Origin of the sequence: Bartonella sp. CM120XJJH (assembly GCF_042194715.1) — a bacterium.
GTDB lineage: Bacteria > Pseudomonadota > Alphaproteobacteria > Rhizobiales > Rhizobiaceae > Bartonella.
On the sequence record NZ_JBHINE010000003.1, the window covers coordinates 61,619 to 75,050 of the forward strand.

A 13,432-nucleotide genomic window follows, 5' to 3' on the forward strand; every position below is an offset into this window, starting at 1 on the left:
TAATATAATCATAATGAAACTTGCACAAATGATAGATATTCGCTATGTCGAGAAAATGGTTAGTTGATACAGCATCTAATTCTCATTACCGTTTGAGATAAGAGATGTAAAGGTAAGAGTGTTATTAATGGCGCGCATTGTCATGAAATTTGGTGGGACATCTGTAGCAAACATTGAATGTATTCATAATGTTGCACGGCATGTCAAAAGAGAGGTTGATGCAGGTAATGAGGTTGCCGTTGTCGTATCTGCGATGGCTGGTAAAACAAATGAACTTGTTCAGTGGACAAGTGATGCTTCCTCCATGCATAGAGATGCTCGTGAATATGATGTTGTGGTTGCTTCTGGTGAACAGGTTACTTCAGGTTTGTTGGCTTTGACACTTCAAGAGATGGGGGTGAATGCACGTTCATGGCTTGGTTGGCAAATTCCTATTCATACAGACAATGCGCATGGCCGTGCACGTATTACTAATATTGATGGCTCTTTTTTAATCGAGTGTTTCCAGGAAGGTCAGGTTGCCGTTATTGCTGGTTTTCAGGGGATAGCTCCGGATAACCGGATTTCTACCTTAGGGCGTGGGGGATCAGATACAAGTGCTGTTGCTATAGCCGCTGCTGTACAAGCTGATCGCTGTGATATTTATACGGATGTGGATGGTGTTTATACAACGGATCCACGTATAGAGCCGAAAGCGCGTCGTTTACCAAAAGTAGCTTTTGAAGAAATGCTAGAAATGGCTTCTCTTGGTGCAAAGGTTTTACAGGTTCGTTCTGTTGAATTGGCAATGGTTCATAAGGTTCGTACCTTTGTGCGTTCAAGTTTTGAGGATCCTGATGCATTAGGCATGGAGGATCCAATGAATTCTTCTGGAACACTTATTTGCGATGAGGATGAAATCGTGGAACAACAAAATGTTACTGGTATTGCTTTCGCTAAGGATGAAGCGCAAATTTCCCTTCGTCGGCTTGCCGATCGTCCAGGGATTTCGGCAGCAATTTTTGGTCCCTTGGCTGAAGAACGCATTAATGTTGATATGATTGTGCAAAATATTTCTGAAGATGGCTCAAAAACTGATATGACGTTTACTGTACCATCATCAGATGTGGAAAAAGCCGTTACACTTCTTGAGAAGAATCGCAAAGAAATTGGATTTGATGTTCTCCAATTTGAAGGCGATCTTGCCAAGGTATCTGTGATTGGTATTGGAATGCGTAGCCATGCAGGTGTTGCTGCTACAGCATTTAAGGCTTTGGCTGAAAAGGGTATTAACATTCAAGCAATTACGACCTCAGAAATTAAAATTTCTATTTTGATTGATAGTGCTTACACTGAACTTGCAGTTAGAACATTACATGCTGTTTATGCCCTTGATAAGGAATAAGTATTTTTTAGTTTCAACAAAGTTTCAATAACATAAAGCTTTAATATATATTAGTAATTTTTGTTAAGGACAATTTATATTTTTGACTTAAATAGAATATTTAATACAGCAAAACTCTCTCATTTTTAACGTATTCATGATGAATTTAAAAACGGTCGCTTATACATTACAAGAAGAAAGATGTTTGGGTAAAAAACTGTTTAAGAAGGGATATAAAATATGCTGTCTACAAACGTTTTAGAGCCCATAGAGAGGGATGGAGAAGTCTTTACGATATAAGGCCTTAATAGAATAAGGAGCAACGCACTGCGTTTATTCAAAAGATGCATGTGACATGAGGGACAGCCTCGTGAATACAGATTTAATATTATAAATCTTAGAGAAATTGGAGCTCATTGAATTAGTGATGGAATTACCAAAAATAGAATTGATGATGTATTTTCTAGAGATGTTTAGCTTGTCTCAAATGGTCGTTTATGGCTTTATGTATATCTTGTAAATTTATTTTTTTCTGGATTATGAGGCAATAAAAATACATCTCTATAGACAATATTGATGTTGCGCTATAAGTTATAGAATTACTATATCTTATGCGTTTACGGCTTATAGCTCTTCAGAAGAACTTTTCATAAAATCATGTAATTATAGATCAAAATTAATGATAATGTTATAGCGTGTTGCTTATGATTTCATCACTTAAATTTTTTCTCATGTCGATTTATCTTTTTTTGAATTATGATTAAGATTTTCAGAGTTTTCGATGCCTCCATATGTTCTTTAAGTTAACTTTCTTTCCTTAACTACTCTATTACAAGTATTTTCTGTGTCATACTGCCAATGACGCATGAGATACTTCTTTCGTTTGTGTAGTATGTCGTGCTAGTTTCTTATCATGTTTACATATTTTTCAAATGGTGGCCTTTGTAAGTAAATTCTTCTTGTAAGAAATATAGCCATTTTTATTATTCTAATTTCATTAAATATTTTTTCCCACAATTTGTTTTTATTCAGTATATGAATGCGAAAGTATTCTCTTATAGAATAATGCATTCGAATGGGAATGTTCCATGTGAATATAATATATGTTATCAAAGTGCGATAATTAATGCACTTATTCCCAATAAAGATATTTTTATAAATATTATTTTCTATAGTCTTTTGTAGTTTTTAGTTTGTTCTTGTCTATTTTTTATCGCTTAATTATTTCATGTTGAATATGTAAATATGCTATACCATTTCATTATACGCTTCCCCACCAAGGATAAGATAATACGCTTGAGCACCCAGTAGATAAGGGGCGTTTAGAAGTTCTCTGCCATCACTGGTTGTATTAGATTGCCTACTATTAATTTGCTTCTTGAACAATTCAGAATTATGCGCAATGAAAAAAGAATCTTGAGTAGTATAGCCTATAGTTTTTAGATATTTTACGATTTTTTTATTTGCAAAGAGCTTTTGTGATATGCATATGTCTTTGATTTACAACTTTTAGTATCTGTACCTGTGTGGTACTATGTTCACAACCAGCAGCAAATATTCCACTGAAGATTACAGCTGATAGAATAAGATTTTTAAATATGAGGTAGCTTATTAAATTTTCTCTATAATTTATTTTTATACAATGTGTGTTAATTTTACTTGATTAATATATAAAAATTTTAATGACAATATTACTGTACTCTTATTGTATTTAATGTGCCATTGTATAATTCGAAAGTCTCAGAAGTGTTGCTTTTTAAATTATCTGTAAAGAGTATTTTATGGCATCAAAAATATACAGCGAGCTCTTTAAACAAAAAGAAAATAAATATCAAATAAGAGCGGGAAAAGTGGAGAGAAACGATATATATATATGCTCTATTTTTCCACCGATCATGTGTTTTAGAATAGTCTAAATGACTAGGGTTTTCTTTTTTCCCGCGAGTTAATTATGTAAACTAGGGTGCCTTCTATGGAAGCATACCTCAAGTTTAATTCTTTCATGGAGTGAGACAAGCGATGTGTCGATGATAAAAAACGAAAATATTTTCTACTCCATTGTCAATCTAGTAGTGATTTTATGACGTTGTTATTTCAAATAAATTTTTTGTTTTTTGTTACCTGTATCAATATCTAATGTTAGCGCAGATGCATGTTTGACGATATATATTGAAACGGATAAGGGGCTTACAAGTAACTCCTGTTTTTTTGTATACAGATAAGAACAAGGATGTTGCGTATACCTGTTGGGGTAATTTCTGAAATGGAGATAAAACCTAATTGGGGGAGAATATGAAGCCATAGAAGTGAAAACCAGCTTCCATTTTACAACTTCCTTTTAATTCTGCTGTACGACTTTCAAAGGGATTGACAGCAATATCTTTTAAATAATGGATATTACACATTGATTCACGTTTTTGTTTATTGCGTTATTTAAATCGTATATGCCTTTCACGTAAAACAAAACGCTATTATATTGCCAATTTACGCATTTGTTTTGAAGAAATATCTCTCTCCAAGCCTATTACGGTGCCTGTGGATGGTGTAACGTAAAATTTATTGGGGACCATCTCCCTTACTTAGATCAAAGCTGTCAGTTGGTCGTCATCATTTTATTTTTAGTTTTCGTGTTGAACAGCTCTTGTATTGATTTGATGAAGCATTCTTATTTTTTTCTTCAAATAATTTTACTCCATACTCCTCCTCTGCTTGTGACGTGTAAGCGAATAGTTTTGATTGATGCATCATGTACAGATTTGAAATGAGAAAATCTTACGATATTTGGACTCCATTCAAGATTTATAGTGATAAATTCTCATTATAAATCAAATAGTTTCACCAAAAAATAATGTGCCTTTTAAGAAGATAAAAATTAAAGTTGTTTAGAATACCGGCAATAAAATCAGTAACGAGGAGAGTGGTTTATTGGGAAAAAATAAACCATGGAATTACTTAACTGATTATTGAATTTCGCTTATTCGTATCTTTTTCTTATAATTAAACATAATATGTTGATTTATAATAATTAATTTTTCTTTATAATAAATAATAATCTGAACGAAAGGAAGCTTCTCTAAAACTATGAAGCCTTTTATATTGAAACAATTAAAGTCATTCCTATGCACATCACAAGTGGAGCAGGTGTATGAGTAAAAGATTATTGAAGAAAGGAATAAAAATATTTTTTATGAATCTTATTAAATGTCAAAGGTTGGTGCGACATAAGAGGCTCATAAATAGTATGATGATGTTAGGTTTCTCCTTCATAAGTGTAAAGATGAGGCGAGACAACGGATTTTACATTAAATATTGTCCGAACCCAATAAATAAGAAAAATCATTTTTAAAAGTTCTGCATAAAAATATATTTTCAGTTAGTTTGTTAGGAATTATGAGAAATTCCTTTATTGCGCTTAATATAAATAAATCCATATCCCAGACCGATAAGAGCAGATAAGCCAGAGCCACAAAGGACCCCAATTTTTGCCGCATCAAGCAGAACAATATCTTTAAAAGCAAGCATTGAAACAAAGATAGACATCGTAAAGCCAATTCCAGCTAAAAAACCAATGAGTAAAACGCCTGTCCATGTCATATGAGGGGGTAGGCGGCATAGCCCTGATTTTACGGCTATATAACTGGCTGTGATAATACCAAGAGGCTTACCAACGAACAGACCAATGATAACCCCCAGAACAATCAAGAATGATTTGTCAGAAGAAAGATCAAAGTTTGCAAAACTTACTCCTGCATTTGCGAAGGCAAAGATCGGCATAATACCGTATGCAACCCATGGATGCAACGCTTTTTGAACGCGTGTTACTGGAGCAATCATGGCCCGTTGTCCTTTGCGCATTTTTTTCAATGCGGTTGAAATATGATGCAGATCTGTTTTTGTATTTTTTTCTTGAAGAATTTGCATAGCGTTACTGAGCATGGTGAGTGGCGCTACAAGAGTACGGGTAGGAAGAACGGGAGTCATCATTCCTAAGATTACACCAGCAAGTGATGGGTGAACACCTGTTACCATTAAACCCCACCAGATGATTGTACCAGGTAAAATGTAAAGCCATGCTGATGCAAGCCCGATCCACTGAAAAAATAGCACCAAAGTAATACCTGCTCCTGCAATCATTAAACCGCTAGGATCAATGTTTGTTGAATAGAAAAAAGCAATAATAAGAACAGCGATAATATCGTCAATAATCGCTAATGATAGAAGAATAATATGAAGATTAGAAGGAATTTTTTTTCCAAGAAGAGCAAGAATACCTAGAGCAAAGGCAATATCTGTTGCTGTTGGCACAGCCCAACCACGTATATGTCCCTCGTTAAAATTGAAGATAAAGTAAATAATTGCAGGAACACAAACGCCCCCTATTGCGGCAACAATTGGTAAGATTGCTTGTCTAAAATCGGCAAGAGCACCTTCATGAATTTCGCGTCGAATTTCCATTCCTGCGACGAGAAAGAAAATAGTCATAAGGGCATCATTAACCCAGAAATGTAAATCCCATGAAAGAGTGAAATGACCCAAATTAAAGCCAAGAGGTGTATGCCAAAAAGATTCATAAAAAGCAGCATATTTAGAATTAGCAAAAATAAGTGCAGCAGCAGCAGCTAATAAAAGAACAATACCACTAAGAGCTTCAATATGGAGAAAACGCTCGATCGCAGAAAGCGCTTGATTGGTGACACGAGAAGCGCGATTAGGCAGGCGATTTGAAGATAAATCAGACATGAACAACTCCAAGCATCGACAATTTTAGATTCTATATTCTCTGTATAAATGACTTTATATGATACCTTCTGTATCATATAAAAGAAAAAAGAGGAATAAAGTTCTTAATTTATAGACAAGATCATCATGTTTAAAGCACAAAATGTTTAAGGTGATGCTTCATTTTTAATAGTGAGATGTACTTTGTTTAAAGCCTTGGATAGATCATTTTGTAAAGCAGATTCGAGATCAACCATTGTGAGCCCTTTATTATCTTTTGCTTTAATTTTAACAATCAATGTTTGTGGATTTTTAGCAAATTCCCCTAAGGATTTTGAAATTTTTTCTGCTTCGTCATGATTTTTCAGCAGCATTTTTGGGGTCTGCGTCATCATTAGATAGAAATCGTCATAGAGTTCCTTTTTAAGATCATGTTGGCTGTCATTAAGATTTTGCGCAAGATAAGAAAAAAGCTTATCAATGAAACCTGCATCCGTATATTGTATATCAATTTCATTGATGCCAAGGTCTTGAGACGCAGCAATCATTACATTTTGCTGACCAGAAAAAAGCTTTTCGTCAACATCAATAACCTTAGCCGATATGTTCCCAGATCCAACGTTTTTCATATTGAAAGACATTGTATCAAGAAAGAGCATATGTTTCTTTTCATCGTAAGAAATATCAATTTTTCCTGAAATGTCAAAGCGCTCAAAGTTCAGATTTTTGAAGAACTCTAAGTCTTTTTCATTCATTTTTTTAGGTAAAACGGAAAGGTTATTGAGAGAAAGAAAAAGCTTTTTAGGAATAGGTTGTTTCCACAAGCTTGGTTTGAATTGGAATGATTCGAGTGTTGCTTTCAACTGTGGTATATCAACGGTGACATTATCAACTTTGGCATCAGCTGAGGTAATGGCGAGCAGTATGTTTAGAAGGAGACCATTTTGTGCTATTTTTTCAGAGACTTTATTGTTTTCTTTTCTTGCGTTAAGATAAGCTTTGATTAATTTTTCAGGAGTTTGTTCAAGTGGCTTCATTTTTAAACCAGATGTTTTAAACTGTCCGAGGAAGAAAGAACTGCTTTTCCCTGCTTCTTCAAACACATCGATACTTACATTATTCAGAGAAATGGGGCCAGTAACGGTTTTATCTTGGTTGAGAGCGTTGTTTTTTCCAAAAATGATAGAATAGGCATAGTTAATGTCAATATCATGGGCTTTTATTGTATCACTTTTAGCCATAAGCTGCATCTGTTTGGCACTGTTTACTGCAACTGTTTTAAGATCCATATTTTTAATACTAACTGAACGGATATGTCCATTTTTAAAATCAGAAAGCTGGAAATTCTTGACTTCAAGCGTTTCTATTCGGTTATTTTTATTTTTTATAGAAAGTTGTATATTGGGAGCAATAATTGAGGAAAACTCAATGCGCATCATTGATTGTAAAAGACGTGATGTTATCGTTCTGTCTTTTTCTTTTAAGGATACACTCCGGAGAGAGATTTGAGGAATTTGCACATGAATATTATTATGCTTTAAATCAACATTATAAAATGTAAAAGTTCCGGGAATAAAGGAAAGAGGAGGACGGGCAGAAATGGCTCCAATTTTAAGTGATGTACCAGCTGGGACGGGTAATGTCACATTCTTCAAATTGACTTTACCTAGAATGCTCACCTCAGATGTTCCGGCTTTTATGCCACGACGGGCTATTTCTTGTTTTACAAAACTGTCAAGATAGGGTTTCGCGATATAAAATCCACCAACAATTATAATTGCCAAGATAGCAACAAATCCAATAATGCAAGTGAGCCAATATCTGAGGTTACTTTGATACCCACTATTAAGATTAACCATTCTTCCTTCTTTCATTTTTATCACTCTTTGAATTGAGAGTGAAGATAAATTCTTTTAACGACAAAGGTTTAAATATAGCGTGTACCAGTTTCAACAATTATCTACTCCTTATATTAGAGTTATTCTCATCTTTTTTGCAATATAGCTTTATCAACTTTTATCAATTTTCTTTGAGTTCAGCACTTTATAGAAAAGTACGCATAATAAGAAGAGGTGAGTTTATGCGCATCATAATTTTTTATCATTTTAAAATTATCCTAAAATATTTCGATGCCTGCTTTTATCTTGCTGCTGTTTATAGGAATATTTAAAACATAAAAGATATGTTTTTGTACATTATAGTTTAATGGGGAGAGGTGAGTGTTATGACAGAAAATCAAATAATAGCGTTTTCGATCATTGGTCTCATGATGGCTGTTTTTATTTGGGATCGATTTCGTTATGATCTTGTTGCTATTTGTACGTTATTAATAGCTTGTGCTCTTGGTCTTGTCAGTCCGAAGGAAGCTTTTAGCGGTTTTAGTAATGATATTGTTATTATCGTGGGGAGTGTGTTTGTTGTCAGTACGGCCGTATCGCGCTCTGGTATAATGGAGTTTATTATTCAACGGATATGGCCAGATGTAAAATCTGTGCGTCTTCAATTAGCTTTTTTAGTTCTTTCTGTTGTCGTATTATCAATGTTTGTTAAAAACATTGGTGCTTTGGCTATTATGCTTCCGATAGCTTTTCAGTTTGCACGTCGTTCTCAGGTTTCTCCTTCTGTCTTTTTGATGCCCATGGCCTTTGGTTCTTTGTTGGGGGGGCTTATGACACAGATAGGAACATCTCCCAATGTTGTTATTTCAGCGATGCAAGAACGTTTAGCAGGAACACCTTTTACTATGTTTGATTTTACACCAGTTGGTGCGGTTATTGCGACGGCTGGTGTTGTATATTTGGTCTGTTTTTATTGGCTTTTGCCTGTGCGTGTGCGTTCAGGTGCATCATTTGATGATGCCATTGATATTCGTAATTATGTTGCAGAAGTACATATTCCAATAAATTCACCGATTATAGGGAAAAATATTGTTGATTTGGTTAAGCCATCAAGTGGTGACGTTATGGTGATTCAAATCATCCGAAACAAAGTATCTATTTCACCATTACCAGATTTTGTTTTGTCTGAAAATGATATTATTTTGCTGGAAGGGTCGCATACAGGGTTAGATAGCGTGATGAATTCTGCTCGTTTAGAGTTTTCTAAGGGGCGAACTATTGCTGCAGGTGATAAGGACAGTGACATTGATATTATTGAAGCAGTCATTACCCATAATTCACCTCTTATCGGTATTAGTGCGAAAGAGTTTTCTCTATTTGATCGCTATAATGTAAATTTGCTTGCGTTAAGTCGTCAACATGAAAGGGTACGGGGAAGACTTGATGATATTATTTTTCATCTTGGCGATGTGATTGTTTTGCAAGGACAGGATGCAGTTATTCCAAATTTATTAAGAGAATTGAAATGCTTGCCCCTAGCAAAACGAAATATTGTGTTTGGAAATTTACGACATGGTTTCATCTCTTTAGCTGTTTTATTTATAGCAATTATTTTTACAGCTTTTCATATTGTTCCAGTTGCTTTTTCTTTCTTTTCTGCTGCTGCTGCAATGGTTATCTTTCGCGTTTTGCCCGCGCGTGATCTGTATCAGGCATTAGATGGCCCAATATTAGTACTATTAGCGGCTCTTATTCCAGTGAGTGAAGCGTTAGAGAAAACAGGATGTACGGATCTCATTGGCCAATGGCTAAGCCAATTGGCAATATTTTTTCCGCCATCGGGTGCCTTAGCGCTTATGTTGGTGACAGCTATGTTGGTCACGCCATTTTTGAATAATGCAGCAACAGTGATGATGGTAGCACCAATTGCGTCAAGTTTTGCTCATTCCCTTCATTATAAGCCCGAAGCTTTTTTGATGGCAGTTGCAATTGGTGCAGGCTGTGAGTTTCTTACACCTATTGGACATCAAAGTAATATGCTCGTGATGGCGCCAGGAGGATATCGTTTTAGTGATTATCCACGTTTGGGTGCTCCATTGGCGGTGTTGATTGTTATTATTGCTGTTCCAATGCTTATGTGGGTTTGGCCTTTACAATAGGATATTTTAAAAAAAACTTTAAGGATCAATTACAAAAGGTTGTTAATCGTATGAAGATAAGTTGAAGGGATACACTTTGTATAAAGAGCTTTAACTGAAGATTTGGAATTATACCCTACTTTATCATGGCGCTTCGGTATTTTTGATACAGATAAAAATTGATCTATTTGATTTTAGTAGATATTCGTGGGATATTTACTTTTTGTTCAAGGTTTTTTCAAGAATTATAATTCTATCATCCAATACAGCCAAAAATTGCGTTGAAGATTTAAAAAGATTATCTCTCTATATAATGGGGAGAAAATCCGCTTGAGATGATAGGCAATCATGATAAATATTAAAACAGTGAATTTTTATAAGACTCAAGACAATATATGTAAAAGCTGTAATGTGAACAAACAGGGCGTTTACATCATTTTCGACTAAGACTGTTGCAAAAATCCGATTGATTTGGCTACATGTTGATTTAAAATAAATAAACGAGAAATTTAAAGATTTTTAGTTAATTAGGACTACCATCTTGGTCCATTTATGCGTAAAAGCACAGATAAAGTAACTTTTTTCAAGGTATGATATATGTCGTATGATAGTTTTATTGCTGAAGTGAATGCAGAATTTCGTCAGGAAAAGGCGCTTGCTTTTTGGAGACGGTATGGTTTCTCAATTATTGGAGCAGTTATTCTTTTTATATTCATGATAATTGCTTATCAAATTTACCATCATCAGCAAATAAAGAAAGCTGGTTATATTGGTGATGCATTTGTAAAAAGTCTTGATTTTGCGGATACACGTCATTTTGATAAAGCGATAAAGCAATTAGAAACTGTTAAAACCTCTCATTTTGGGGGATATCCTTTTCTTGCTCGTTTACGTGAGGCTTCTTTACTCATGGAGAAAGGTGATATGATTAAGTCAGTGGAGATCTTTGATTCTGTTGCAGCGGATAAGAAAGCACCGCAGATTTTGCAGAAAGTTGCAAAAATTCGGGCGGCTTATATTCTGGTTGATACAGGGACATTAGCTGATGTTGAAAAGCGCATCAAAGATATGACAAGTGATACCGATCCTATGCGCATGTCTGCAAGAGAGGCTTTAGGTTTAGCTGCTTATAAGGCGGATAAAATGGATGAGGCGGTTTATTATTTTAAGAAAATTTCTGAAGAAGGTGCTTTGGGTTCAAAAATAACAGATCGGGCTCGAATGATGCTTGAGCTTATACAAGCTGAGGGCAAGGCAAATAGGGAATAAATTGATGAGCCTTACCATTGCTATCGTTGGTCGTCCCAATGTTGGGAAGTCAACATTATTTAATCGTTTGGTTGGGCAAAAATTGGCTTTGGTTGATGATAAGCCTGGTGTAACACGTGATCGGCGTATTCATGCGGCAAAACTTCAAGATCTACGTTTTGATGTGATTGATACGGCTGGGCTGGAAGAAGCAGGTGATTATACACTTGAGGGGCGTATGCGTTCTCATACAAAAGCTGCGATTGATGAAGCTGATCTTATTTTATTTGTATTTGATGCAAAGAGCGGAATAACACCAAGTGATTTAAATTTTGCTTCATTGGTTCGTAAATCAGGAAAGCCAATTGTGCTTGTTGCCAATAAATCTGAGTCAAGAGCGGCAACAGGAGGAGAGTATGAGGCGTGGTCATTAGGTTTGGGGGAGCCTTGCCCAATATCGGCTGAACATGGTTTGGGACTTAGTGATCTGCGTGATGCAATTATAGATGCTGTTGGGTCAGAGCATGCTTTGGGCAACAATAAAGAAGAAGATATTACGATACAGCCTGCATCTGTTGGTGATGATGTAAACGATTTGGCGGAAGAGGAGCTTATTTATGATGAAAGTAAACCCATTAGGATTGCAATTGCGGGGCGTCCCAATACAGGAAAATCCACCCTTATCAATAGTATGTTGAAACAAGAGCGCTTGTTAACAGGACCAGAGGCAGGACTCACGCGTGATTCTATTTCTGTAGATTGGGAATGGCGTGGTCGTCATATTAAACTTTTTGATACTGCAGGTTTACGTCGAAAATCAAAAGTTCAAGAAAAATTAGAAAAACTATCTGTTGCAGATACTTTGCGTGCTATTCGTTTTGCAGAAGTGGTAGTCATTGTTTTTGATGCAACGATACCTTTTGAAAAGCAGGATTTACAAATTGCTGATCTTGTGATTCGTGAAGGGCGTGTTCCCATTATTGCTTTCAATAAGTGGGACCTTATTGAAAACAGTCAGATCACATTGATTGATTTGCATGAAAAATGTGCGCGATTTCTTCCTCAAGTTCGTGGTTTGAGAGCTGTTCCTTTATCAGGACAATATGGTCAAGGAATTGATAAATTGATGGAAAATGTCATGATGATGCACCGTGTGTGGAATCGTCGCATTTCAACGGCTAAATTGAACCAATGGCTTGGAACTGTTGTGGCACATCATCCGCCTCCTGCGGTTTCTGGCCGTCGACTTAAGGTTAAATACATCACACAGGTTAAGACACGTCCGCCTGGATTTATGATTTCTTGCTCGCGCCCCAAAAGTATGCCACAGTCGTATTTGCGCTATCTTGTCAATGGGGTACGTGAAACATTTGATATGTCTGGTATACCCCTTCGCATATCATTGCGAGCTTCTGATAATCCTTTTGCGACACGTTCCAAGAAGAAATGATAACTTTTTAAATTTTATTGATAATCATTTACTATGAGCGTTATTGAATAGAGCTCTCTCATTTTGATAAAGATCATTTATTTGCATGTTATAAGAAGAGTTTGATAGGGAGTATTTAAGAAAGAGTACATAATCCTCTTAATGGGTTACTTAAATGCAAGAATAGATGCAATATGAGGGTAGGGGAATATAATGATGATGCTCGTTTGAAAAGAAGCATTAAATTATCGTTTCATAAAAATAAAGGTTATGTAAGCGCTTTTGCTTACAATAGTTTGTCTAAATAAAAAGCAAAAATATTTGCTGAATCTACTGATATTCAATTGTAAAGGGCGAAATTCACAAAAGTGGATTAAAATTGTATAAAGTGTTATGGCGATCGTATTTAAATTTTATTGTGTTCTATTGGCTTGATCTATTTGAAATTTTAGATTTATTAATATCTCATATTTAAAGAAAGCTCTCTTAATATCCTCAAGTTTATTGAGTGATGGGGCCTGTAATGGCATATATAAGATACTTTGCGAACAGGATCATATAGAAACCATTAATTATTATTATTTTCATAAAATAAAAAGTGCAAGTTTATTTGAATAAAAGAAGAAAACCAACGCTCTCACACTGTTTTTTAGCTTTCTATGTTCTCTTTCAAAGCTAGGATTGATATAGCATTGGG

The 13,432-nt window shown here is 35.3% G+C and carries 6 protein-coding genes; 4 read left to right on the forward strand and 2 right to left on the reverse strand.

From position 1 onward, the window contains the following. Positions 1 to 127: 127 nt before the first annotated feature. On the forward strand, positions 128 to 1,384 hold the full coding sequence (locus tag ACFIKU_RS02130) for an aspartate kinase (protein WP_375656541.1): 1,257 nt from the start codon (positions 128 to 130) through the stop codon (positions 1,382 to 1,384). Positions 1,385 to 4,744: 3,360 nt separating this feature from the next. On the opposite strand, the gene nhaA is transcribed toward ACFIKU_RS02130, so the two are convergent. Further along, positions 4,745 to 6,103: a Na+/H+ antiporter NhaA gene (gene nhaA / locus ACFIKU_RS02135; protein ID WP_375656542.1), complete on the reverse strand. Its 1,359-nt coding sequence runs from the start codon at positions 6,101 to 6,103 to the stop codon at positions 4,745 to 4,747. 146 nt (positions 6,104 to 6,249) lie between these two features. Next, positions 6,250 to 7,956 carry a hypothetical protein gene (locus ACFIKU_RS02140; RefSeq protein WP_375656543.1) on the reverse strand — a complete coding sequence of 569 codons (1,707 nt, stop codon included), beginning with the start codon at positions 7,954 to 7,956 and terminating at the stop codon, positions 6,250 to 6,252. Between the two features lie 350 nt (positions 7,957 to 8,306). On the opposite strand from ACFIKU_RS02140, the gene ACFIKU_RS02145 reads away from it, so the two are divergent. The 3 genes from ACFIKU_RS02145 to der all read left to right on the forward strand — a co-directional run bounded on the left by ACFIKU_RS02145 (position 8,307) and on the right by der (position 12,756). Then, positions 8,307 to 10,079: an SLC13 family permease gene (locus ACFIKU_RS02145; protein ID WP_375656544.1), complete on the forward strand. Its 1,773-nt coding sequence runs from the start codon at positions 8,307 to 8,309 to the stop codon at positions 10,077 to 10,079. A 576-nt stretch (positions 10,080 to 10,655) separates the two neighbouring features. Next, positions 10,656 to 11,327, forward strand: coding sequence for a tetratricopeptide repeat protein (locus tag ACFIKU_RS02150; protein ID WP_375641936.1), 672 nt, complete (start codon positions 10,656 to 10,658; stop codon positions 11,325 to 11,327). Positions 11,328 to 11,331: 4 nt separating this feature from the next. Continuing rightward, entirely contained in the window at positions 11,332 to 12,756 is a 1,425-nt protein-coding gene (der, locus tag ACFIKU_RS02155; RefSeq protein ID WP_375656545.1) for a ribosome biogenesis GTPase Der, read from the forward strand. Positions 12,757 to 13,432: the final 676 nt, after the last annotated feature.

What these genes read in the sequence shown, in the direction of transcription:
- der (WP_375656545.1), top strand. Translation starts at nt 11,332, where the DNA reads ATGAGCCTTACCATTGCTATCGTTGGTCGTCCCAATGTTGGGAAGTCA.
- ACFIKU_RS02145 (WP_375656544.1), top strand. Translation starts at nt 8,307, where the DNA reads ATGACAGAAAATCAAATAATAGCGTTTTCGATCATTGGTCTCATGATG.
- ACFIKU_RS02140 (WP_375656543.1), bottom strand. Translation starts at nt 7,956, where the DNA reads ATGAAAGAAGGAAGAATGGTTAATCTTAATAGTGGGTATCAAAGTAAC.
- nhaA (WP_375656542.1), bottom strand. Translation starts at nt 6,103, where the DNA reads ATGTCTGATTTATCTTCAAATCGCCTGCCTAATCGCGCTTCTCGTGTC.
- ACFIKU_RS02130 (WP_375656541.1), top strand. Translation starts at nt 128, where the DNA reads ATGGCGCGCATTGTCATGAAATTTGGTGGGACATCTGTAGCAAACATT.
- ACFIKU_RS02150 (WP_375641936.1), top strand. Translation starts at nt 10,656, where the DNA reads ATGTCGTATGATAGTTTTATTGCTGAAGTGAATGCAGAATTTCGTCAG.